This window comes from Mesorhizobium sp. M4A.F.Ca.ET.050.02.1.1 (assembly GCF_003997725.1).
Taxonomy (GTDB): domain Bacteria; phylum Pseudomonadota; class Alphaproteobacteria; order Rhizobiales; family Rhizobiaceae; genus Mesorhizobium.
The window spans coordinates 1-22,938 of record NZ_RZSG01000012.1; the positions used below are offsets into that span (position 1 = coordinate 1).

Annotated in this window: 19 protein-coding genes and 1 riboswitch; of the genes, 7 read left to right on the forward strand and 12 right to left on the reverse strand. The window is 60.7% G+C overall.

Features of this window, described 5'->3' with window-relative positions:
• Window positions 1-54: 54 nt before the first annotated feature.
• From EOA33_RS02125 to EOA33_RS02135, 3 genes are all read left to right on the forward strand, one after another.
• Entirely contained in the window at window positions 55-1,548 is a 1,494-nt protein-coding gene (locus tag EOA33_RS02125; protein ID WP_127404834.1) for an aldehyde dehydrogenase, read from the forward strand.
• Window positions 1,549-1,652: 104 nt separating this feature from the next.
• Entirely contained in the window at window positions 1,653-4,601 is a 2,949-nt protein-coding gene (locus EOA33_RS02130; RefSeq protein WP_127404835.1) for an NAD(P)-dependent oxidoreductase, read from the forward strand.
• A complete protein-coding gene (locus tag EOA33_RS02135; RefSeq protein WP_127404836.1) occupies window positions 4,601-5,428 on the forward strand; it encodes an inositol monophosphatase family protein in 828 nt (275 codons plus the stop codon). The genes EOA33_RS02130 and EOA33_RS02135 overlap by 1 nt, the downstream gene beginning before the upstream one ends.
• Window positions 5,429-5,614: 186 nt before the next feature.
• Here the strand turns inward: EOA33_RS02135 and EOA33_RS02140 are convergent, their stop codons facing one another.
• The 12 genes from EOA33_RS02140 to EOA33_RS02195 form a co-directional block, all read right to left on the reverse strand.
• Window positions 5,615-6,643 (reverse strand): Ldh family oxidoreductase, encoded by a 1,029-nt coding sequence (locus EOA33_RS02140; protein ID WP_127404837.1) that lies wholly within the window; start codon window positions 6,641-6,643, stop codon window positions 5,615-5,617.
• A gap of 144 nt (window positions 6,644-6,787) precedes the next feature.
• Entirely contained in the window at window positions 6,788-7,858 is a 1,071-nt protein-coding gene (gene alr / locus EOA33_RS02145) for an alanine racemase (protein ID WP_190234184.1), read from the reverse strand.
• A 271-nt stretch (window positions 7,859-8,129) separates the two neighbouring features.
• Window positions 8,130-9,368, reverse strand: a complete 1,239-nt coding sequence (locus EOA33_RS02150; RefSeq protein ID WP_127404839.1) for a glucoamylase family protein — start codon at window positions 9,366-9,368, stop codon at window positions 8,130-8,132.
• 167 nt (window positions 9,369-9,535) lie between these two features.
• Window positions 9,536-9,742 carry a hypothetical protein gene (locus EOA33_RS02155; RefSeq protein ID WP_127404840.1) on the reverse strand — a complete coding sequence of 69 codons (207 nt, stop codon included), beginning with the start codon at window positions 9,740-9,742 and terminating at the stop codon, window positions 9,536-9,538.
• Window positions 9,743-9,989: 247 nt separating this feature from the next.
• On the reverse strand, window positions 9,990-11,198 hold the full coding sequence (locus EOA33_RS02160) for an MFS transporter (protein WP_186815526.1): 1,209 nt from the start codon (window positions 11,196-11,198) through the stop codon (window positions 9,990-9,992).
• A gap of 353 nt (window positions 11,199-11,551) precedes the next feature.
• Window positions 11,552-12,313 (reverse strand): hydroxymethylpyrimidine/phosphomethylpyrimidine kinase, encoded by a 762-nt coding sequence (locus EOA33_RS02165; protein ID WP_127404842.1) that lies wholly within the window; start codon window positions 12,311-12,313, stop codon window positions 11,552-11,554.
• On the reverse strand, window positions 12,304-12,909 hold the full coding sequence (locus tag EOA33_RS02170; RefSeq protein WP_127404843.1) for a thiamine phosphate synthase: 606 nt from the start codon (window positions 12,907-12,909) through the stop codon (window positions 12,304-12,306). The genes EOA33_RS02165 and EOA33_RS02170 overlap by 10 nt, the downstream gene beginning before the upstream one ends.
• Window positions 12,906-13,679 carry a thiazole synthase gene (locus EOA33_RS02175; RefSeq protein WP_127404844.1) on the reverse strand — a complete coding sequence of 258 codons (774 nt, stop codon included), beginning with the start codon at window positions 13,677-13,679 and terminating at the stop codon, window positions 12,906-12,908. The genes EOA33_RS02170 and EOA33_RS02175 overlap by 4 nt, the downstream gene beginning before the upstream one ends.
• A 4-nt stretch (window positions 13,680-13,683) precedes the next feature.
• The gene (thiS, locus tag EOA33_RS02180) at window positions 13,684-13,881 is read right to left on the reverse strand and encodes a sulfur carrier protein ThiS (RefSeq protein ID WP_127404845.1); all 198 of its coding nucleotides are present in this window, start codon (window positions 13,879-13,881) and stop codon (window positions 13,684-13,686) included.
• Window positions 13,865-14,848 (reverse strand): glycine oxidase ThiO, encoded by a 984-nt coding sequence (gene thiO / locus EOA33_RS02185; RefSeq protein ID WP_127404846.1) that lies wholly within the window; start codon window positions 14,846-14,848, stop codon window positions 13,865-13,867. The genes thiS and thiO overlap by 17 nt, the downstream gene beginning before the upstream one ends.
• A complete protein-coding gene (gene thiC / locus EOA33_RS02190) occupies window positions 14,845-16,665 on the reverse strand; it encodes a phosphomethylpyrimidine synthase ThiC (RefSeq protein WP_127404847.1) in 1,821 nt (606 codons plus the stop codon). Before thiC ends, thiO begins: the two co-directional genes overlap by 4 nt.
• Window positions 16,666-16,777: 112 nt before the next feature.
• A riboswitch (TPP riboswitch) is annotated at window positions 16,778-16,889 on the reverse strand.
• On the reverse strand, window positions 16,890-18,143 hold the full coding sequence (locus EOA33_RS02195; RefSeq protein WP_190234185.1) for an MFS transporter: 1,254 nt from the start codon (window positions 18,141-18,143) through the stop codon (window positions 16,890-16,892).
• Between the two features lie 666 nt (window positions 18,144-18,809).
• On the opposite strand from EOA33_RS02195, the gene EOA33_RS02200 reads away from it, so the two are divergent.
• The 4 genes from EOA33_RS02200 (at window position 18,810) to EOA33_RS02215 (ending at window position 22,876) form a co-directional block, all read left to right on the forward strand.
• Complete coding sequence (locus EOA33_RS02200) at window positions 18,810-19,703, forward strand: ABC transporter permease (RefSeq protein ID WP_245482205.1); 894 nt, start codon at window positions 18,810-18,812, stop codon at window positions 19,701-19,703.
• Window positions 19,704-20,492: an ABC transporter permease gene (locus tag EOA33_RS02205; RefSeq protein ID WP_127404849.1), complete on the forward strand. Its 789-nt coding sequence runs from the start codon at window positions 19,704-19,706 to the stop codon at window positions 20,490-20,492.
• A gap of 15 nt (window positions 20,493-20,507) precedes the next feature.
• Complete coding sequence (locus EOA33_RS02210) at window positions 20,508-21,590, forward strand: ABC transporter ATP-binding protein (RefSeq protein WP_127404850.1); 1,083 nt, start codon at window positions 20,508-20,510, stop codon at window positions 21,588-21,590.
• Window positions 21,591-21,733: 143 nt separating this feature from the next.
• On the forward strand, window positions 21,734-22,876 hold the full coding sequence (locus EOA33_RS02215; RefSeq protein WP_127404851.1) for an extracellular solute-binding protein: 1,143 nt from the start codon (window positions 21,734-21,736) through the stop codon (window positions 22,874-22,876).
• Window positions 22,877-22,938 lie beyond the last annotated feature (62 nt).

The following is a 22,938-nucleotide window of genomic DNA, read 5'->3' on the forward strand; positions in this document are numbered from 1 at the left end:
CACCTGGCCTAACGCCTGATCGACACCCTTCAATGCGATCCGCAGGAGTTTAACATGAATGTCCACACAGACTTCCACGCCGAAGCCAAGACACTGAAATTCGAGACCAGGGCCTTCATTGATGGCGCCTATGTCGCGGCCAAATCGGGCGAGACCTTCGAGACGGTGAATCCGGCAACAGGCAAGTTGCTGGCCAACGTGGCTGCCGGCGGGGCGGAGGACGTCGATCTCGCGGTCAAGGCGGCGCGCCGCAGCTTCGAAGCCGGCACCTGGTCGGGCCTGCCGCCGCGAGAACGCAAGAAAGTCCTGCTGCGCTTTGCGGATCTGATCGAGAAACACAGCGCCGAGCTGGCGCTCATCGAAACGCTCGACTGCGGGAAGCCTATCAACGATTCCATCAATGTCGACTTGCCCGACTCCATCGAGACATTGCGCTGGCATGCGGAGGCGACCGACAAGATCTACGACCAGGTGTCTCCGGCGCCACGCGACGTCGTGTCGATGATCGTGCGCGAGCCGATCGGCGTCGTCGGCGGCGTGATCCCCTGGAACTTCCCGCTATTCGTCGCCATGTGGAAGCTGGCGCCCGCCCTGGCCGGGGGCAACTCCCTGGTCCTGAAGCCGGCCGAGCAGACATCCCTGTCATTGATCAGGCTGGCGGCGCTGGCATCCGAGGCAGGCATACCTGATGGCGTGTTCAACGTCGTTCCTGGCCTGGGACCGACTGCCGGTCAGGCCATAGGCCTGCACAGAGACATCGATTGCGTCAGCTTCACGGGATCGGGAGAGGTGGGTCGGCTATTCCTCAAATATTCGGCAGACTCAAACATGAAGCGCATCATCCTCGAATGCGGCGGCAAGAGCCCTGCCATCGTGATGGGCGATGTCAGGAATTTCGCTCCGATAGTCGAGAACGTCGCGACCGGGATTCTTTTCTGCCAGGGCGAGAACTGCTCGGCCGGCTCGCGCCTCATCGTCCATGAGAGCATCAAGGACCGCCTGCTCGAGGAATTGAAGCCAGTCTTCCAATCCTGGACTGTTGGCGACCCGCTCGAGCGCACAACGCGCATTGGAGCCATGATCGAGCAGGAGCATCTTGCCAAGGTGCTCTCCTACATCGAAACCGGACGCAAGGAAGGCGCCAGGATCGCCCTGGGCGGAAGCCAGATACTGGCGGGTACGGGCGGCAGCTTCGTCGAGCCGACCATTTTCGATGGTGTTTCCAACAATATGAAGATCGCCCGTGAGGAAATCTTCGGCCCGGTGCTGTCGGTGATCACTTTCAAGGATGAGGCTGAGGCGGTGCGCCTGGCAAACGACACCAACTACGGCCTCGCCGCGTCCCTCTATACCGACGATCTCAACACCGCCCACCGCGTCGCCAAGCAAATCCGCGCAGGAACTGTTTCGGTGAACTGCTATTCGGAAGGTGACTTTGCCGTGCCGTTTGGCGGCTACAAGGAGTCCGGCTTCGGCGGCAAGGACAAGGGCCTGGCCGCGCACGATCAGTACACGGAGACGAAAGCCGTGTGGATCCAACTGCGCTGACGACATCGCCTGGCCAGCGTCTGCGCTGGCCAGCACATTCCCGATCGGGAACTGAACGCGCCTGCGGCTTCGCAGGTGGATCCCCATTGCTTTGAGGTAGGCTGATGACGTCCAAAGAAACGCTAAGGGCAGAGCGGCTTGCCGCGCTGCGGCTGACGGCCGCCGGGCGCCCAAGGCGAACCGCCAACCCATTTTTTGGCGTCGGCCCCATCACCGACCTCACCGCCGACGAGGTTGATGCGCGGCTCCTGCGTTTCGAGTTCGATGCCTGGCTGGAACGCAACTACAGGAAGCTCGACGACAGAGGCAACGATATCGGCCCCTTCACCACCGCGGAGATCGGCCGCAGCATGCATCGCGGCTATCCGGCCGACAAGATCCTGCTCGACATGATGCGCGAGATACATCGCTACTTCGGGTTCCCCAAGTCGAACCAGATGGCGGTCGGACTTGGAGGAGGACATAGCGGCTTCACCGCTTGCGTCATGCACCTGATGAACGCGAGCAACGACAAGCAAGGGGTCTACGTCGATACGCCAGCGCCGGAATCGGAAGCGGCAGGCTCCGGCGGCTTCTTCCGCCAGTCTTGGGGTGCCCAGCTTGTCGAACTGCATCGCTATTCAAAGCGAGGCGACGAACGGCGCGTTCACTTCTCGCCAACAGAAGGGACCATTCCATCCGCCGGCTATCTGCGCGGCTTGGGGATCGAACTCTTCATCGGCGTCGGTCATGAAACGACTGGCGCCACCACCTACACATCGCAGGATATCTCCAACCTCCTGGAATGGCTCCGCAGCGACCCAGAAAACCATCACGCCGTCCTGGACGCCACATCGCTGCTTGGAGCAATGCCTTGGGGCGACCACGTCGTGCGGGAACTTCTGGCAAGGACCTGCATGTTCATGCCGTTCCAGAAGGCGATCGGCGGCGTCTCCGGTTACTTTGTCGCGACGTTCACGCCGCAAGCGCTGCGGCTGATCGAGCGCAACCAGCGGGATCCTTCCTGGGCAATTCCTCGCCAGCTCAAAATCGCTGTGCCAGCGGACCCCAAACGGCCTTTGAGCGGCGATCGCTCGGTCGCGGTCGGACCGCTTTACGATCCGCAAGGCGACAAGATGCTGGGCGGCGTTATCAATACCTACTCCGTGCTCGCATTCGCAGAGACGACTTTCGGCCTACTGCGCTCCGAGAGGCGGCTCGGCTCCGTGGAGAATCTCAATCGACGCTCAACAGCCAATCGGGACGCCATCAACGACTGGGTGTCGCGCAGTCCGGTGCTTCGGCTCAGCGTCACCGAGCCTGAACGCCGCGGCGCCGCTGTGACGCTGTTGGAGGTGGTGGACCCAGCCTTGGAGAGTTCGGGTCTGCACGCACGCATCATTGCGCGCTCCAAGCAACTGCTTGGCTACGAAGGGATCACCCATCCTGACGGAAATCACGAGCCCGGGCTGGACGTGGCCCGTTACGTCAACGCGTTCCCGGGCACGCCGGGCGACTATCGCGCCTGGATCGGTGGGGTTCGCGCCCCAGACGATGTCGTCGCGCTGCTGGACAATCTGCAATATGCCTATCTCAGGGCCAAGGTCGCGGTGATCGAGGAGGAACTCGCCAAGCTCGGAGAACGCTTTCCTTCGTCACCGAGCACAATCGAGAGCGGCCGCAACGGCAATGCCAGCCGAACCTATACCGTGCTTGTCGCTGATCCGATCGGATTGCGATTTGGGCCAGAGGGCACGCCTGACCATAGCGAGGTGCGCGCGCACATGGAGGCAAGGGGAGGCGTCTTCCACCTTGGGGCTGTCTGCCGTGAAGCGCTTGAGCCGGGCCGCGTCCATTTCTCCTATCAGCCGGACCTAAGCACCGCCGACGAGATCCTGCAGCAGACCGACAAAGGTCAGTACGACGCCGTCATTGCGGCAGCTACGGCAATCCCGGAAGGAGCGGTCTTTTCAGAGGGCGGCGTGCGCATCGGCGCGGGCACCGGCAACATGCAGTCCAGATCCTGGGGAGGACCCAACGGCGGCGGCCCTGCGCCTTTGATGAACACGCCAAGCTTCAACAGCCGGGCCACGGCGCAGATGGCGCTCAAGGCGATGCTGAAGGTGGTTCCCGATCTTCCCGTCGATGAATTGCATCAAAGGGTAGTCGACGGGCATTTCGATACCGCGAGGAACCTCCGCGAATTCCCTACCGAAAAGATCGAAGGCAAGAAGGTCGCCATCATTGGATATGGCAATATCGGCAGGGAGTTGGCCAAGCTTTGCAAGGCGTTGCGCATGCGTGTCTGTGTGCATGCCCGCGCAATTCACCGCGAGTGGATAGAGGCCGAGGGCCTCAAATATGCACCGACGCTTCAGGACGCCGCGCGTGGCGCCGACTTCATAAGCCCCCACACCGGCCTCGGCGCATTCGACCAAGCTCGAGGACGCTTCGCAAATGTGGGACTGATCGACGGCGAGATACTCTCACTTCTCAACGATGGTGCCGTGGTCATAAATTACGACCGCGGAGAGATCATCGATGCTTCGGCGCTGGCAGCCGCCCTTGATTGCGGAAAGGTCCGCCATGTCGCGGTCGACGCCGACATCTTCTTCGACGGCCAGACATCCTCCTTCGTCGGCCCGCTGGTCCCGTATCGTCAGCTGGCTCTCAAGTTTCCAGGCAAGCTGGAGCTTCTGCCGCACGCGGCCGCCGACACCGATCACCCCTCTCGAGTGGCCGGCGCCAAACAGGCCGTCGATCAGATTCTCGACGCTATTCTCAACCGTCGGATTGTCAACCGCAAGGGCGAACTGCCCTCGGGCTACATCGACGGTGGATCCCGCACGGTTCCCGGCATCGGAAAGCCTTCGCGCGATCAGCTTGCCGCCGTCATTGCCGACCGGCCAACGCTGGAGGAAGGCAGGGCACTGAGCGAGAGACTTGCCGCGATATTCGGTGCCTTGTCATGTGCCGAAACAGAGGCGCAGCAATCCCTTCTCACGCAATACGGCAGTCAGCTGGTGGAAACCGGCGCGCGCCTCAATAGCCTTCTTGAGGAGAGGGGGCTCTGATGCAGGCGCGCCTCTCGCTTGGCGCTGCCCGTCGAGGGGACGACGAGGCGCTGCCGGACTTCGAATTCTTCCGCAGGCTGGCCGATGCGGCTGCCGCCGAGACGCTGCCGAGATTTCGCACAAGAGGGTCGCATAATGCCAAGAACACGACCGACATCGCATATGGGCCTGTGAGCGAGGCGGCTCACGCGGCCGAAAAAGCCATCCGCGGGACCATAGCCGCCGACTATCCAATGCACGCAATGCTGGGCGACCAATTCGGGCCGTCAGGATCAGGGCCGATCCAGTGGGTCATCGATCCGATCAATGGTGCAAAAGCTTTCCTGTGTGGCCTTCCGGTCTGGGGGACCCTGATAGGCCTCACGATAAATGGCCGCGCAACGATGGGCATGATGAGCCAGCCCGAAACCGGGGAATGCTTCTGGTCCGATGGAACGAGATCGGTGTGTCGCTCCGCCCTTGGCGAGACTGTCTTGAGAACGAGTGGAGTTCAGCTCCTGTCTGACTCGATTTGCCACACGAATTCTCCTGAACCCTTTGCACGCCGTCCGGGCAGGGGCTTTGCTCGACTCGCCTCGTCGGTCAAATTCACGAGGTACGGCGGCGACTGTTACGCATTCGCCATGCTCGCGGCCGGCCAGATCGACCTTTGCGTGGAACTTTCCTTGCAAGCCTGCAACATCGCAGCGCTGATCCCGGTCATCGAGGCCGCCGGCGGCGTGGTCACCCGCTTCGACGGGGGCCGCGCGGAGCGAGGTGGAAACATCCTGGCATCGGCAAACGCCATCCTGCATGAGGCAGCGCTGCGGGTGCTCAATGACATCTGAACGACGGCCACCAGATTTGGGAATGTGTGGCAACGACGCGGTGCCAAAAAAAAGCAACGGCAGCCGAACCGAGGGGGGATCCCGCCTATGGGGCTGGTTCTGGGTGGTTGTCGCGACAGCGGCCATGTATCTGCTTGTCTGGGTGACTCGGTAACCGCAACGACTATCGTTCGATTGGCCGCTCGCTCACAGGACCATCAGCTGCTTCCACATCGCGGGCGCAATGGCGATGCCGCGCTCGGCTGCCAACTTGCGGGCGGCAAGTCGGCGTTCGCCAGGAAGGCGCGTCTGTCCGGCGTCGGCCATCGCTGCGACCAGATCCTCGATCCGTTGCGTGAACATCCTCAGTGAGCCGTTTCCCCTGGTCGGATCGATCAGGATAATGGTTTCGCCCGTATGAGCCGATTCCGCGCCGGGATGAGCCGACCAGTCGACCTGATGGGAAAAGTTGCTGCTGGTCAACGCTCCGGCAAGAATGTCGATCATCATGGCGATGGACGAGCCCTTGTGCCCGCCGAACGGGAGCAGCGCTCCACCCTCCAGTATCGCTTGCGGGCTGCGGGTAGGCAGCCCTGAGGCGTCGAGGCCAATCCCCTCGGGAAGGAGCTTGTTTTCGCGCGCGGCGACCGCCACCTCGCCATGCGCCATCGCCGCTGTCGCCTGATCGAACAGCAGCACTTGCCCATCCATCCGCGGCACGGCAAAGGCCATCGGATTTGTGCCATAGAGCCGCTTGCGACCGCCATGAGGGACGACATAAGTGACGCTGTTGACGACGCCAATCGCGACCAGGCCGACTTCGGCGAATGGCTCGACATCAAGCCAAAGTGGCCCGTTGTGGTGGGCATTGCCGATCGCTAGCACGCACGCGCCGGCCGATCGGGCCTTGCCGATGGCTCGCGGCATGGCCGACTCCAGCGCCGGTCTGGCATATCCGTTGCCCGCGTCGACGTAGAGAAAGGCACTCCCCGCGTCGCGGATGTTCGGGACGGAGCGGCCGTCGACAAAGCCGCTCCTGAGATTCTTCACATAACCGGTCATCCTGAACAGGCCATGGCTTTGCGAACCATCGCGTTCGGCGCTCGCACAGTTCGTGGCCAGCACGCGAGCGACCTCATCCGACGTTCCGTTGCGCAGCAGAATGGATTCGAGCGTAGCGACAAGATCGGGGAAGCTGCGGTAGATAGGGGGTTCGTCTGAGGGCGGGTCTCTCATGATGATCACGAGTTGTCAGCAACCCGTCCCGCTGCCTGTGATTTCGGGGCCGCCAACGAGCACGCCAGGTGCCCATTGGCGGCCGAGTGCCTGGCACGGCCTGGGAGCGGATCCATGCTAGGGCACCCAACACCATGGCGCGAGCTATTCATTGACGTAACGGCGCGCGCAACCATGGCCAAGTGAGATCAAGACCTCGTGCTCAATCGTCCCGCAGGCCTTCGCGAGGTCGTGGTCGCGAACATTGGGGCCAAGAATTTCAACTGGGCTCCCCGGCACCAGCGCCCAGTCTGGAACGGCCGAGACATCCACTGTCAGAAGATCCATCGAGACGCGGCCGACAACCTGGGCTGCGAAACCTTGAACAAAGACCGTGGCGCGGCTTGAACCGGCTCGGGAGTAGCCGTTGGCATAGCCGATCGCGACGGTCGCGATCTTAGCCTGCTCGACCAGCCGATATGTCGAGCTGTAGCCGACCGGCGAACCGCGCTTCATCGTGTTGACCTGGATGATTGGGGCTATCACGCTGGCTGGTTGCAACATTGGGTTTTTCCGGCCGGTCAGCGGATTGATCCCGAACGTCGCCTTGCCAGGGCGCACCATGCCGAAAAGATAGTTCTCTCCCAGATAGACGCCAGCCGAATTGGCCAGCGACAGCTTCGCTGCAGGCAGCCCGCTGACTGCTTTCAGGAAAGCCTTCCGCTGGAATTCGCACCGGTCGAAATCGAGATCGTCGGCAGCCGAGAGGTGGGACATATAGAGGAGGGGCGGAATTCGCGAGAGCAGCGACAAGTTCTCGCGAAGCCACGCGGCATCGTCCGCAAGCAGACCAAGCCGGTTCATGCCGGTGTCGAAATGGATGATCGAGTCGAGGGGGCGCCCGATCCTATTCGCTGCCCTGTGCCATTCCTCGATCTGGTTGCGGCTGTTGAGGACGGGAATAAGGTTCGAACCGACAAATGCCTCGGTTTCTTCGGGCAGAAAGCCGCCCAGCACACAGATCGTTGCCCTCTGGAGCACGGTTCGAAGCGCCACGCCGTCATTGGCAGTTGCCACAAAAAAGGTTTTGGCGCCAACTTGCCGCAGCGCAATCGCGCACGCGATCATGCCATGCCCATAGGCGTCGCCCTTCACGACAGCCGCGCAATCGACCCCCCCAGCGATGGCGCATAAGCGCCTGTAGTTCTCTCGCACAGCTTCAAGATCGACGACCATCTCGGCCTGGTTGACCAGGCCTTGAAGTGCTTGCCCGGAGGGTGAGGAATGACTTCCATTCATGATCGACGAGCCCGTTTTAGCGTAGGAGTTTTGTAAACGTTTACATTCTCCAGCTCAATGGGAATTATGACTTTTTTTGAGCTGCTGAATCCGCTCAGCCGCTCTTGGCGATGCTACGGGCACAGCCGTTGCTATCGCCTTGAACGACACCCGTTTGGGTTCGGGCGCAGCGTTCGCCAATTCATTGTGGATGTCGCAGTCAGACGGCTTAGATCTCGACGAAGCCCAACACGCTCAAGCCTTCGCGCACCTCAGGCGCGCTCATGAAGAGTTCCCAGATCAGCCCGCTACGGTGGTTCTCGATCATCGCTATGATCGGCCCCTGATTTATAGCCAGATAGGTTCGAGCAAACCAACTTAGGTTCTCACTGAAGCTGTCGACAAATCCAAAAATTCCCCAGATGCGATGAAGCGGCTTTGTGAGGAAGCATCTCAACGCCCGCATGGATTCCACCGGCGCGTAGGGAAGACTGGACAAGGCTGCGCTTGGAGTAATAACGCCCCTGTCATTGTCCGGCGCGTGCGCAACGTAGCCATATGGGCCGTGGCCCGAGGTTAGTCCCCAGCAATCGGGGCCATAGCCGGAATGCCCGTGCGGGTTGCGAGCGCAATGTGCGTAATTGATGCGAGTATGGGCCACATTCTGTTGCCAGTAATGCGCATATCGGTCCCTCAGGCGCCGGGGGTCGAGCCCGCAGAATGAATACTGGGCCAAAAACAGGGGCCCTCCATAGTCCGGCCCAAGTGGAAGCGTCGTGCCGTAGAAACTCTTCCCGTTGCACATCTGGCCGTCGCGGGCGAACCCCCGGTGATAGGCGCTGGCCCTGATCGGGTGGGTGTCAGAGCCAGCTGCCAGCACATAAGGCAGCAGTCCTTCGTTCCATCCCGAGACGGGGCAATTCATCGCCCACCCGCAGCCAGGACTCCAGTGCCAGTAGAGCATTTCCTCGTCGCGGCAGTACCACTTCCATTCGATTGCTCGCCACAACCGACCGATCTGCTCTCGCAAGCGCACTTCCGCGACAGACTTTCGGCTGAAGTACTGGCGCGCACAAAACAGGCCTTGGAACAACAGGGCCGTCTCCACGCAATCACCACCGTCGTCGTTGCGAGCGAAGCGGATGGTCTTCCCGCTCCGGCCATTGACGAAGTGTGGAAACATGCCGTGATATCGGCTGACCTTTTCCAGAAAAAGGGTTATGCGGCTCAGATGCTCGATCGCGTCATCGCGAGCGATCCAGCCGCGTTCGACGGCCACGATCATGGCAATCACCCCGAAACCCGTGCCGCCTATGGCAGCGAGGTCATTCTCGGACCGGGGCGCAAGCCGCTGTCGGTCGCGCGCCATGCCGCTTGCGGGGTGCGCGCCGTCCCAGAAATATCCGAACGTCTGACGCTGGACAATTTCCAACAGCGCTTCGTCTGCCAGGTCACTGAGGTCTTTCATCCGTTGGGGCGTCGGGAAGGGGCTGCATCAGGGAAGTGGGCGTGGATGATAGTCGTTTGCGGGCCGTCTGGCCAAAACTGGGGATCTCTGTCCCCGGTGCCAGTCGAGGAAAGGCCCTACCTGGAAAACGCGCCAGCGCGTGCTTCAAAGATCGGGATCGCCATCCGCTACCGCGTCTTGTCGAGCAGTGCTGATAGGTAGTGTTCAGCCGCTGAAGACTGCGCCTGCGCAATCAAGCCGCGTTCAGCGCTTTGTTCGGCAAGCAGCGACATGGCGGGCGGGACGAGTTCTGCAAAGATGAGAAGAGCCAGAAAAGCGCAGGAAAATTTCACAATCAGCAACAAGACAACGGGCGTTTGATCCTGAGAGTTCATGGCGCGCCTTCGCAATCTCTAACAAGCAGCCAACTCGCGGGCTTACATGTAGCCGGCGAAGCCCCGAAGGCTGGAATAGTAAACGCTTACATGAACCTGTCAACGGCTCCTGAATGATGCGCCGTTGCACCGCCAAGCTACGAAATCGCGAGATGCGTCCAACAAGTTTGTGGTATCTGTTGCGTGCGGCATTGACCACCGCCGCGGTTAACGGGCCGCTGGGATCCGATGTGATTGCTCCGCACTTTCAGTTTCGACTGGCGATATGAAGCGCAGCGGTTCCAGCTAGTGCAAACATGGCTGCCAGCAGCAGGTAGATATTGGCCAGGGAGGTTGCCTCGGCCAGCGTCCCAAAGCTAGGCGCCGCAGCAAGCGCGATTACATACCCGGTCGCGAACACGACGACGATGCCGGATGCGCCGCCGCGTCGTCCTGCCATGCTCAGCAACGTGGGGAAGATATTGGCCACGCCGATGCCAAGCAGGACAAAGCCCGATAGCGCTATTGGTGCGACCTTGGCGAAGGCCACGATAGCAAGGCCGATGATTGCAAGGCACGCCGAGATCGCAAGAAGTTGCCTTTCCCCAACCGAGGTCCTCACGCGATCGCCAGCCAGCCGGCAGAGCGCCATTGAACTTGCAAATGCGCCATATCCCACCCCCGAGTAACCGAGATCCAGCGCAAGATTGCCAGTAAGGTAGAGAGGGCTCCAGTCACGGACCGCTGCGTCTGTCGACATACACACCCCAGCAAGCAGGCCGGCGACGATGAGCAACCACTTGGCGCTGAGTGGCCGGGCTGCCACCGTCCCGTGAGGTGGACCTGCGGCAAGGAGCTTGCCTTGGTTCGCCTCAAAAAGCGCCGAAAGCAACACAACGGCAATCAATGCGCCAAGAGAGCCTCCTGCATTCTTGACAAGCAGGCCTCCCAGAACCGCTCCGGTAAGGCCGCCGAGGCTCCACATGGCGTGGAAAGAGGACATAAGGGCTCTCTCGGAGGAGCGCTCAGCCTCAACGGCCTGCGCGTTCATGGCGACGTCCATGGTATTGCCCGCTAGTCCAAGAACCAGCAGGACGAGGGCGAATACGAAAGGGACATGCGTGAACGTGGCCAGGACGACCGTCGTCAGAAGTATCGGGCCTGCGACGCGAACCACCTGTCTGCTGCCAAAACGCGCAATCAGAGATCGACTTGCCAGCATGGCCAAAAGCGAGCCGACGACAATCATGAACAGTGACCAGCCGAATTGGCTTTCAGATATGGAAAGGCGGGCCTTGACCGTCGGTATGAGCGAAGACCATGTGCCGAAGGCACTGCCGTGTACGAAGAATGTCGAAAAGATCGCCGTGCGGCTCCTGCTGGCATTTGGAGACGCGACGGCAGCCTGCCCCGCGGAGCGTATCGGACTTTCCAACAAGGTCTGGTCTCCGGTGACGTGTCGCGCAATCAGCGACACCGTCGATCGTTCGAAAGGCTCGATCGACCTCTGTCGTAACGGCTCTTCCTAATCGCACCTACAGCGGATAAATCTGATTTGTAAAGGTTTTCATTATGGCGAAGCGCGCGACTCGAAGGCGCTTGGCGATCCTTCTCGACGAACAGCTCAGCCGTCGTCGCCGCGGGCAGGGCAGCTGGCCGTGCTGATACAAGTGCGCCCCTACTTTGGGCAAATGATCAGCGCGCCGGCCTTTGCATGCTGGCTGCGGTAGATCTGGGCCGTTCGCTCGGTGGTGCGCTTTGCCTCCGCGCACAGCAGATCGAAAGCTTTGGTCAATGGAGAGCGGACGGCAGATGGCTGGGACAGATGGACTACGTCAACTTAGCTCCCTCTCTAACAAACCGTTCGAAAACATATTGCTTTGCACCACGAACGCTTTCTTCGAGTGAAGAGCCGAGGGCAAGAAAGGCCGCGACAGCGGTGGAGAGCATGCAACCGGTACCCCTCATCCTGTGCTTCAGGCGCGCTGCTTCGAACCGGATGGCCGGACCGTCTGGTGGAAGAAGCAGGTCAACCGCTTGCGATCCCTGCGCATGTCCGCCCTTGACCAGCACCATGGTTCCAACATTGCTGGCTAGTCGCTTGCCCTGCTGGCAAGCGGCTTCTTCGTCCAACGCCAGCACAGAGCGAGTCAGCGCAGCCAATTCGGCGAGATTAGGCGTGACCAAGCGGCAGGCCGGCATCAGATCGCGACGAAGCGCGTCGATTGCGTCCGCCTCCAACAACAGCCGTCCCGAAGTCGAGGCCAGCACCGGGTCGATGACGATCGGGACTGGGCGGTTGTCCGTCAGTACAGAGCAGACTGCCTCGATTGCCGCCTCCGTCCCCAGCATGCCGATCTTGACGGCCGCGACCCGGCTGGCGGCAAAGGCAGTGCGCATCTGGGCGGCGATAAGGCCCGGCGGCATATGCTCGATGTGCTCGACGGCAGAATGCGTCTGTGCGGTAACGGCCGTGACGGCGAGACAGCTGCGGAGGCCAAAGGCGGACACGGTGTCGACATCGCGGGCTATCCCGGCCCCCCCGCTGGAATCCGAGCCCGCGACTATCAGCACGTGTTGGGTCATCGCCATGGGGCCGTGGCCGCCAGCCATTCCAATGTACGTGCCTCGGGATGAACGTTGCGGGTTATGTCGGTCACGACGGCGGCGCTTGCGGCTCCTTGCGCGAAGACACCGGCAATCCGCTCGACGGTGAGTCCGCCTATGGCCACGAGCGGAAGCCTGCCGATGCGCTGCTTCCACAGCGTGACGCGGTCCAGCCCTTGGGGGGCCCATTTCATTGCTTTGAGAATGGTCGGATAGATCGGCCCAAGCGCGACATAGTCGGGCTTGGCTTGCAACGCGGTCTCGAGTTCGGCCTCGTCGTGGGTGCTTAGGCCGAGCTTCAAGCCCGCCCTGCGGATCGCTTCCACATCGGCCTCGGCCAAGTCTTCCTGGCCGAGATGGACGAAATCGCAATCCTCTTCGATCGCGATACGCCAGTAGTCATTGACGATGAGCTGGCAGCCATGGCCTTCACATACCCCCTTCGACACCCGGATCTCTCGGCGCAGCGAAGCTTCGTCGAGGTCTTTGATACGTAGTTGCACCAGCTTCACGCCAAGCGGCACAAGACGTTCGACCCAGGCGGCGGAATCGACGATCAGGTAGAACGGATCGAGTTTCATGAGAATGCCGCCATCCCGATCACCGGAGTGGAGGGGACGGCCACGTCACGCGGCTCAAGCGGGCCGGCACAATAGGCCTGGCGACCAGCCTCGACCGCCTTGCCGAAGGCTGCCGCCATGGCGATTGGATCGCCGGCCTTGGCGACTGCTGTGTTGAGGAGCACCGCGTCGTAGCCGAGTTCCATCGCGGCCAGCGCATGCGACGGTCTGCCGATGCCGGCATCGATGATAAGCGAGACGCCGGGGAAATGACCGCGCAGGCTCCGCAACGCCTCGGGGTTCTGCGGTCCACGCGCCGAGCCGATCGGTGCGCACCAGGGCATCAAAAGCTCGCAGCCGGCGTCGAGCAGCCGCTCGGCGACAACCAGATCATCGGTCGTGTATGGGAAAACCGCAAAGCCTTCGGCGTTGAGGATCCTCGCGGCTTCCACCAATCCGAAAACATCCGGCTGCAGTGTATCGTGGTTGCCGATCACCTCGAGCTTGATCCAGTCCGTGCCGAACACCTCACGTGCCATTCGGGCCGTCGTCAGCGCCTCCTTGACCGAGTGGCAGCCGGCGGTGTTGGGCAGGACGCGAACGCCAAGCGACTGGATAAGCGACCAGAACTGGCCGCCTGATTTGCCGCCCGCGCTCTCGCGGCGCAGCGATACAGTTACGACCTCGGTGCCCGACGCCTTCACGGCCTCGGCCATCACGGCAGGCGAGGGGTAAAGCGAGGTGCCAAGCAGAAGGCGCGACGAGAGTTTTTGTCCATAGAGTTCAAGCATTGGATCACCCTCCCTGCATCGGAGACAGGATCTCGATGCGATCACCTTCGGTCAGTCGGCAGCGGTCGCGCTCCTTGGCCGGAACAACCTCGCCATTGAGGGCTGTGGCGAGCCAGCCACCCTCATAATCGAGTTCGGTCATAAGCGCGGCAAGCGTCTCGGCCGCAACATCACGGTTCTGGTTGTTAATGATGAGCTTCAAGAGAAAACTCCTTTGGTGCGCGGTTTCCCAGGATCATGTCAGCCGCCAGTCGGGCCATCGCCGGCGAAAGCAGAAAGCCGTGGCGGTAAAGGCCATTTATGCGAAGACGCTTTCCGTCTCGCTCGACCCGTGGCAGGTTGTGGGCGAAGGCGGGACGCACCCCGGCGGCTGTTTCGACCAGTTCAGCCTCGCCGAAGGCCGGATGTAGGGCATAGGCGGCACCGAGCAGCTCCATGGTGGATCGCGCGGTGATCGGGCCCGCGGCATCGCTTTCGATCATCGTCGCGCCGACCATGAAGAGGTTTTCAGGGCGAGGCACCACGTAGATCGGGATGCGCGGATGCAGCAGACGAACGGGCCGGGCAAGCGAGATATCGCCTGATCGTAGAATGAGCATCTCGCCGCGGACGCCGCGCAGCTCCGGCCGCCTGTCGGCGATACCGGTGCAGTCGATCTCGTAGTTCGGTACGGTCGCGACAGCGCTGCGGCCGAATTCGAGCCTAACGCCCATGCCGATCAGCTTGTCGCGAAGCGCAAGCAAGACCTTGCGCGGGTCGAGATGCGCCTCCTCGCCGAAGAACAAGCCGCGCCGGAACCGGCCGGCGAGGGCGGGTTCCAGCGCAGCGATCTCATTGGCGTCGACCGGCCTGAAGCCGGATGTGCGGCGGCCGAACCGGTCCAACTCACCGGCATCGCGTGCAGGCGCCACGACCAGGGTGCCCCTGCGCGAGACATGGCCGGGCAATGCTGCGTCCCACCAGTCGGCCGCGCCGCGTCCGAGCGTGAGCACCGCCTCTTCGGCGCTCTCGCGTTCGCACCAGGGCGCGAGCATGCCGCCGGCTTGCCAGGAGGCATTGCCGGCGATCTCCATCCGCTTCTCGGCCACTATCACATCGGTGCCGCGCGTTGCCAGTTCGTGCGCGAGCGTCAGCCCGGCAACGCCCGCTCCGCGGATGAGCACCTTCATGGCGTGTCCGTGCGCTCCGGGGCGCGGTCGACGGGCATGTAAAGATCGCCGCCGTCCTGGTACTTCGCCGCCATGGCCGCGAGCCCTTCCTTCTGCGCTTCCGCGCGGATGTCGTGCGAGATCCGCATCGAGCAGAATTTGGGGCCGCACATGGAGCAGAAATGCGCCACCTTGTGTGCTTCCTTCGGCAGGGTTTCGTCGTGGAAGGCGCGCGCCGTCTCGGGATCGAGCGACAGGTTGAACTGGTCCTCCCACCTGAACTCGAAGCGCGCGCGAGACAGCGCGTCGTCCCTGACTTTGGCGGCCGGATGGCCCTTGGCGAGGTCTGCGGCGTGAGCGGCGATCTTGTAGGTGATGACGCCGGTCTTGACGTCGTCGCGGTCGGGCAGGCCGAGATGCTCCTTCGGCGTGACGTAGCAAAGCATCGCCGTTCCGAACCAGCCGATCATCGCCGCACCGATGCCGGATGTGATGTGGTCGTAGCCCGGCGCGATGTCGGTGGTGAGCGGCCCCAGCGTGTAGAACGGCGCTTCGCCACAGACTGCGAGCTGCTTGTCCATGTTTTCCTTGATCTTGTGCATCGGCACGTGGCCGGGGCCTTCAATCATCACCTGGCAGTCCTTGGCCCAGGCGATCTTGGTGAGCTCTCCAAGCGTTTCCAGCTCGGCGAACTGGGCTCGGTCGTTGGCATCGGCGATCGAGCCGGGGCGAAGACCGTCGCCGAGCGAGAACGCCACGTCATAGGTACGGCAGATGTCGCAGATCTCCTCGAAATGCTCGTAGAGGAAGCTCTCCTTGTGGTGGTGCAGGCACCACTTGGCCATGATCGAGCCGCCGCGCGACACGATGCCGGTGACGCGGTCGACGGTGAGCGGAATGTAGGGCAGCCGCACGCCGGCGTGGATCGTGAAATAGTCGACGCCCTGCTCGGCCTGCTCGATCAGCGTATCGCGATAGACCTCCCAGGTCAGCGCCTCGGCAATCCCGCCGACCTTCTCCAGTGCCTGGTAGAGCGGCACCGTGCCGATCGGCACCGGCGCGTTGCGCACGATCCAGTCGCGGATGTTGTGGATGTTGCGGCCGGTCGAGAGGTCCATCACCGTATCGGCGCCCCAGCGGATCGCCCACACCATCTTCTCGACCTCTTCAGCCATCGACGAGGTGACGGCCGAATTGCCGATATTGGCGTTGATCTTGACCAGGAAGTTGCGGCCGATGATCATCGGCTCGCTCTCGGGATGGTTGATGTTGGACGGGATGATGGCGCGGCCGCGCGCCACCTCGTCGCGCACGAATTCCGGCGTGACGAAGTCCGGGATCGCCGCGCCGAAGCTCTCGCCATCGCGTTGAAGTTTCGAACGCAACTGCTCGCGGCCGAGGTTTTCGCGGATGGCGACGAACTCCATTTCCGGCGTGATCATGCCGGCGCGTGCGTAGGCAAGCTGGGTGACGGCACGGCCGCCAGTGGCGCGCAACGGCCTGTTGCGCACCGGGAACTCCGGCGTCAGGCGATCACCCGAGACGAAGCCGTTGTCCTCGGGCCTGATCGTGCGGCCCTCGTAGCGCTCGACATCGCAGCGTGCCTCGATCCACGCCTCGCGCAACCGCGGCAAGCCGCGCTCGATCTCGGTCTTCCCCGTCGCGTCGGTGTAGGGACCGGACGAGTCGTACACCGTGACCGGCGGTTCGCCGGCGCTCGGATGAACCGAGATCTCGCGCATCGGGACACGCAGGCCCGGGTGAAGTTGGCCCGGTTTGTGGACTTTCTTCGAAGCGGGCAATTCGCCGACAGTGACGGTCGGGGTGTGGGCATTCATGAGTGAGCCTCCTTGCTCGAGTGCAACGGAGACCCAGTCCACGCGAAGAGGAGGAAGTGACGCTTCGCCTGGAAGACGGGCACTGCCCGAATACCGAAGCCGGATTGCCGACCCGCGAAACCTCGCACCGTCCCTACGCCAGTATGAACTGGATCAGGTTCAACGGGTCACTGCGCGCAATAGCAGTATCTCAGCCCCTTGCCGGGACTCCCCTGGTGAGGCGCTTAAGATGGACGATGGGAGGTCGCGCTGTCAACGCTTGCAGCGCTTGCCGCCTTAAATGAGCCCTGCAAGTGGCCGTTGGTATGCGTCAGGGACCGCGTCGAGAAAGAAATTGCGACGAATGCCAGCGCGATGACCCCGAAGCTGGCGGCGAGCGAGGAGATTTGAGCGATCAGCCCCAGCAATCCTGGTCCCAGCAGCAGTCCGGCATATCCCATCGTCGTCACAGTTGACATGGCACGAGCAACGGACGTGCCGCCCACACGACCAGCGGCCGCAAAAAGAGTAGGCACAATGTTGGCAAGGCCGAGACCACACACCGTTAGCGCCAAGAGAGCAACGGTAAGATTGCCGCCCATGAGGATTATTGCGACCACTGAAGCTGCGCAAACCACAGCGCAGTAGCGCAACGTGCGCATCTGACCGATTCGGTTGGCGATGGCATCACCGAACAAGCGTCCCATTGCCATCATCGTCGCGAATGCAGCGAAGCCGTAGGCTCCAGTGCTCTCTGCTGCACCGGATCGCGTCACGATGTAGATGGCGCTCCAATCCATCATTCCGCCCTCGGCCAGCATTCCTAGAAATGCGAGACCGCCAAGCAGGTAGAGATGGGTCTTGAAGACGCCCTGGAGCTGAGCATCCTTCGTCTCGACAGGGGCGGGAGGGGTGTGGATCCAGCTTGACTTGTTCCAACCAATCCAGGCGACGGGAGCAATCACTGCAACACCAATTCCCGTCACCCCGAGGCAGAGGTTCAGAGCGCCGCCGCACGACAGTATTTGACCCACGACCAAAGCGCCGGCCAAGCTTCCAAAACTGAACACGGCATGGAATGACGACATTACCTGCCGGTGCAAAAAACGCTCCAACGCTGCGGCGTCAGTGTTCATCGACACGTCGAGCGTTCCAAACCCGGCACCCGCGAAAAACACAATCACAGCCAGCCAATGGGCGCTCTCGGCATAAGGGAGAGCCAACAGCGCGGCGCCGAACGTGAGCGAACCCAGTAGGCTGAGCACACTGCTTGGAACAATCGTCACCAAGCGGCCGACATTGGTCATCATTGCGATCGCGCCGAGAGCGAAGCAAATTAAAACCAGTCCAAGCTGACCCTTATCCAGATTCATCTGAACGCTGAGAACAGGAAGGGAGGACGCCCAGGCTCCAATACCGAGGCCGCCACCCAAAAAGAAGAGGCTGCAAAACAAACGGCTATTTTGGATGGCTAGCGGGATTGTCGAAAAATCGTTCACTATCATAGCTCTCCGGCTTGGCTATATCGTCGTCCGGCTCCCGCGGGTATGCGGGCGAAGGGGGCGTCGCCGCCGCTGCTGACCAAGCCGGTCTCGATGTGCACCGATTTCGTCCCGATGTCACAAGGTAGGTATTCGGTCGTTCCGAACAATTTCGCAGTCCACCGATCGCCGACGCAAAGCGACGCAAGACTTGAACGCCTTTAGTTTGTGCTGGAGCCAACGCGCAAGGCAGAGCTACTCCATTGGGCTGGCTGGTACGACGATTGCATGGGGAGCCGGGACTCGTGTTCCGACAGATTGTGACCCGCGTGACGACTTGGGCGCGCCAGGGTTGGCGAAAGGCCAGGCTCATCTGTTGGCGGTACGAACTCGATCTCCACGAAGGTGGCCATCTAGCGCATCTCCAGGGAACGACTCCGGCCGGGTTATGTTGCCCGGATTTCCTCTCGAAGCAGTATTTCGCTAGCTGTGCGCATCATCGCGTCACAAATGGTCGTCATGCGAAATTGCTGAAATAAGGAGCAGAGACTAAACCACCCAATAAAAAGGCGCGACCAGCCGCTGCCAGTGGGAACAATGAGCGCCGTCTGCTCAAGCAGTCAAGTACTTTAGAAGATCGTCAGAGCCGTCGAATCGGATACATGTAGAACATTAGCAAATGAATTGGGTGAGAAATTGGTAAATCACCAGACTCGTTTGGGAAGCATATTGGCAACGCCAGCTGCGTTATATATGTTTGTCTTCTTTGTAGCTCCTGCAATTGGGCTTTTCATATATAGCTTTTGGTCGTCCGAGGCATACCGGATCGTTCCCGATTTCCAATTTTCCAACTACTTGGATTCTCTGACGTCAGCCGTCTTTTGGAAGGTGACTTTAAACGCAATTCGGATCGGGTTGATTACCGCCACCATATCAGTCCTGCTAGCCATCCCGGTGGGTTACTATCTGGTATATGTGAGCCGTTCCCAAATTATCCTTTATCTGATTTTGATCACTTGGTTTTCAAGCTACCTGGTTCGCATCTACGCTTGGCGCACATTGCTCGGCACCAACGGCCTGTTGAATACCGTGCTTCTCGAGATGGGAATCATCCACGAGCCTGTAACGGCTTTCATTTTCAACTCTTTCGCCGTCACCATCACACTGACGCATATCTACCTGCCGTTTTGCATTCTCCTGGTGGTTTCAGCGCTGAGCGAGATCAAGCGCGACCTCGTCGATGCATCGCGAGATCTTGGCACCTCGGCGCTGGGGGCCTTCTTCCGCGTCATCGCCCCAAATGCGGCAAACGGGCTTGTCGGCGCCTTTATGCTGACATTCATCCTGGTGGCAGGCGACTATGTAACCCCACAGATGCTTGGCGGATCGTCCGGACAGACGACAGGACTCTTAATTGCGGATCAGTTCCGCAAGACCGGAAATTGGCCGCTTGGCGCTGCCCAGGCTTTTATCATGTTTGCGGTCTCCGCCACTCTCTACGTCGCGGTCATGACGATCGGGCGAGCCACGGGGATGATTGCCAAGCGACGCGGCGCTGTAGTGTTGGAGGAGGCGTAGATGCTTCTGCGGCTTGTCGTTTGGATCATCCTCGCCTTTCTATTGGCGCCGCTGGTCATCATCGTTCTTTTCAGTTTCCATGCCTCACCTGCGTTGTCGTTCCCATTCGCGGGGTTCAGCCTTCGCTGGTACCATGACCTCTTTGGCAATCAGCTGCTTATCGAGGCAGTCCTCAAGAGCCTGACCGTCGCGGCCCTGACAGCCTTGATCACCCTTTTGCTTGGCGCATCCGCGTCGCTTGCATGGTTGCGTTTCGGTCAAGCTGGGCGCTTCCTGATCGAAGCTTTCACGATAACGCCGATTGCCCTTCCAGGCCTGTTCGTGGGCGTGTCTCTGCTGGTGCTATTCGCGCAGGCAGGTATCCAGCTATCCACCGCTACGATTGTCATCTCGCACGTGGTCATCGCTATTCCAATTCTCGTGGTGGCGATGAGGGCGCGACTCAGCCTCTTCGATCCTTCCCTCGAGGAGGCCGCGCGGGATCTCGGCGCAAGTAGCCTGCAGACCTTCGCGAGGGTGACCTTGCCCCTGATGGCGCCAACGCTGATCTCTTCAGCGATTCTGGCTTTTGCCGTGTCCTTCGACGAGTTTGTGGTGACGTCCTTCGTTGCCGGCACCGAGACGACCCTTCCAATGTACATCTGGTCCATGATGCGCCGCACCGTCACACCGCTCATCAACGCGGTATCCACGCTCGCGCTGGCATTTTCGATCGCCATTCTCATTGCGGCCTGGGCCATTGGCCAACTTCGCCGCAATTCCTCCATTGCTGGCCGCACGATACCTTGAGGAGCTAACTGACCCATGAATACCGCCCCTCCAATCATCGAGATCTCCGCCGGCAAGAAGGTCTTCGGAAACTTCACCGCGCTCAGCGATATCAACCTGTCGATTGCCGAGGGAGAGATTCTGACGCTTCTCGGGCCCAGCGGCTGCGGGAAAACAACATTGATGCGCCTCATTGCAGGCTTCGAGGCGCTGTCTTCGGGCACCTTGCGAATTGCCGGAGCAGACGTCGCGAGCATGCCGCCGGAAGCCAGGCCCGTGAACATGGTTTTCCAGCGGTACGCGCTGTTTCCCCATCTCGATGTCTTCGAGAATGTTGCCTTCGGCCTCAGGGTGAGAGGTCTGCCTAAGGACGAGATCAAAGACCGCGTTCAGCAAATTCTGCGCATCGTGCAAATGGAGAGTTTTGCCAGCCGCTACATCGACCAGATCAGCGGTGGCCAGAGCCAACGCGTAGCGCTCGCGCGAGCGCTGGTTAATCGGCCCAAGGTCCTGCTGCTCGATGAGCCGCTGGCCGCGCTGGATCTAAAGATCCGGCAGCACATGCTTGGCGAAATGAAGCGAATCCACGCTGAAACAGGCGCGACATTTGTCTACGTCACGCATGATCAGGATGAGGCAATGATCCTGTCGGACCGTGTCGTGCTCATGGAGAAGGGGCGCGTCGTTCAGGTTGATCGGCCGCGAGATATGTACGCCAAGCCCAAATCCCTGTTCGCCGCAAAGTTCCTTGGTGAAACCAATCTGTTCGATGCGCGCATCACGCAAGCCAATGGGGCCAGCGCTACCGCCGTCACAGCTTCCGGGATCCAATTTCACGCCGATGGTTTCCCAGATGCAAGCGCGCACGAAAACGTCGTGATCTCGATCCGTCCGGAGGCGCTCAGCTTCCGCGTCGAGGATTCCTTGCAGAGAGCCGAGGGAACGGTAGAGGACATCGTTTTCATTGGCAGTCGATCGTTCTACACGCTGCGCCTCGACGACCAATCGCGTGTGCGGGTCCAAGTACAAAATGACGCTCGAACTTCATTGCCGAGCCTCAACGCTCGCACATGCGTATGCTGGGATACCGCAAACGTTGTCATGCTGCCTGCAGGCTAGGCAGCAGCGGGGTTTCATCCTTCGCATAGCGAAGCAGACACTGCGACGATGGGCGGCGCCAATTTCCACCATGCGAAATTGTGAAACTGCCGCAGACCCCGGAGACTCCAACCAGTAGTCAGCTCTAAAACAGGGGAATCGAAATGAGAAAAATCTGGTCTACAAACGAAATCATGCAAACCGCAATGGGTCGCCGGGCGTTCCTGGGAGGGGCTGCCTCCCTAGCCGGCAGCGCTGTGCTGGGCCCGCTCTTTTCAGGCGCGGCGCGAGCCGCTGGTGGCGATATCCAAATTATGGCCTGGGAGGGCTTTGAGCTTACCGATGAACTTGCCGAGTGGCGAGCAAAGAACGAGGTCAATGTTCAGGTCAGTGCGATCGGCAATCAGGACGATGTCACGACCAAGTTCAGCGTTCCTAATCCGCCGCCCTTTGATGCGGCCGAATACAATCAAGGATACGCTGACCTCTATATTGACATTCTCAAAATCACAAAGCCCCTCGATAGGGCCCAGCTCTCGAACTACAGTAAGGATAACCTCTTCGACGTCTTCTATGAGAAGCCGACCTGGTTCAGGGACAGCAAGCTATTCGGCGTGCCATATCAATGGGGACTGAACGCGCTCGTCTACAACCCGGCTCTGATGGCAAAGCCCGAATCCTACGAGGATTTGCTCAAGCCCGAGTTGAAGGGCAAGATCGCTCTCGTAGACGATACCCTGGCTACTTGGCCAATTGCCGCACGTATGGCCGGGTTGGGCGATAAGTTTCCGAATGTCACGCACGACGAGATGAAGGCTATTTTCGCTAATTTGACCAAATATCGCGACCAGTCGCGAACCATCAGCCTCACCTACGGCGATCTGGTATCACTATTCGTTTCCGGAGAAATTGCGGCCCTGTTCTGCGGCTGGACCGGAATTCCTGTTGAAACAGCCAAGCAGAACTTCAAGACCGAATATACAATCCCGAAGGAGGGGGCTGGAACTTGGTGCGATGCCTGGTTCACCCCGCCGGCCGTGGATAATCCTGAAGCAGCGCATGCCTTCATCAACATGGCGATCTCGCCCGAGGTTCAGGCCAAGGTGGCAGCGCGCAACGCCTCCGGAGTGGTATCCTCCAAAGCCGTAGACCTGTTGCCTGCCGAAACGAAGGCGCTGTTCGACTATTCTGACGTTCCCGGCATCTTCAAGTCGTCGCCGCTCTTGGGCATCCCGCCGCTGAAATCGGACACGTTCGCCACCTATGCCGACTGGGTGGCCGCCTGGAATGAGTTCAAAGCCGGCTAACGCAACCCGCAATTGTTGCCACCCAAAAAGAAGGCGACGACCGAGAGGTCGTGCCTTCTCTT

What these genes read in the sequence shown, in the direction of transcription:
- thiO (WP_127404846.1), bottom strand. Translation starts at nt 14,848, where the DNA reads ATGAAGGTGCTCATCCGCGGAGCGGGCGTTGCCGGGCTGACGCTCGCG.
- EOA33_RS02205 (WP_127404849.1), top strand. Translation starts at nt 19,704, where the DNA reads ATGCTTCTGCGGCTTGTCGTTTGGATCATCCTCGCCTTTCTATTGGCG.
- EOA33_RS02135 (WP_127404836.1), top strand. Translation starts at nt 4,601, where the DNA reads ATGCAGGCGCGCCTCTCGCTTGGCGCTGCCCGTCGAGGGGACGACGAG.
- EOA33_RS02140 (WP_127404837.1), bottom strand. Translation starts at nt 6,643, where the DNA reads ATGAGAGACCCGCCCTCAGACGAACCCCCTATCTACCGCAGCTTCCCC.
- alr (WP_190234184.1), bottom strand. Translation starts at nt 7,858, where the DNA reads ATGGTCGTCGATCTTGAAGCTGTGCGAGAGAACTACAGGCGCTTATGC.
- EOA33_RS02155 (WP_127404840.1), bottom strand. Translation starts at nt 9,742, where the DNA reads ATGAACTCTCAGGATCAAACGCCCGTTGTCTTGTTGCTGATTGTGAAA.
- EOA33_RS02215 (WP_127404851.1), top strand. Translation starts at nt 21,734, where the DNA reads ATGAGAAAAATCTGGTCTACAAACGAAATCATGCAAACCGCAATGGGT.
- thiC (WP_127404847.1), bottom strand. Translation starts at nt 16,665, where the DNA reads ATGAATGCCCACACCCCGACCGTCACTGTCGGCGAATTGCCCGCTTCG.
- EOA33_RS02130 (WP_127404835.1), top strand. Translation starts at nt 1,653, where the DNA reads ATGACGTCCAAAGAAACGCTAAGGGCAGAGCGGCTTGCCGCGCTGCGG.
- EOA33_RS02165 (WP_127404842.1), bottom strand. Translation starts at nt 12,313, where the DNA reads ATGGCGATGACCCAACACGTGCTGATAGTCGCGGGCTCGGATTCCAGC.
- EOA33_RS02175 (WP_127404844.1), bottom strand. Translation starts at nt 13,679, where the DNA reads ATGCTTGAACTCTATGGACAAAAACTCTCGTCGCGCCTTCTGCTTGGC.
- EOA33_RS02150 (WP_127404839.1), bottom strand. Translation starts at nt 9,368, where the DNA reads ATGAAAGACCTCAGTGACCTGGCAGACGAAGCGCTGTTGGAAATTGTC.
- EOA33_RS02125 (WP_127404834.1), top strand. Translation starts at nt 55, where the DNA reads ATGAATGTCCACACAGACTTCCACGCCGAAGCCAAGACACTGAAATTC.
- EOA33_RS02170 (WP_127404843.1), bottom strand. Translation starts at nt 12,909, where the DNA reads ATGAAACTCGATCCGTTCTACCTGATCGTCGATTCCGCCGCCTGGGTC.
- EOA33_RS02210 (WP_127404850.1), top strand. Translation starts at nt 20,508, where the DNA reads ATGAATACCGCCCCTCCAATCATCGAGATCTCCGCCGGCAAGAAGGTC.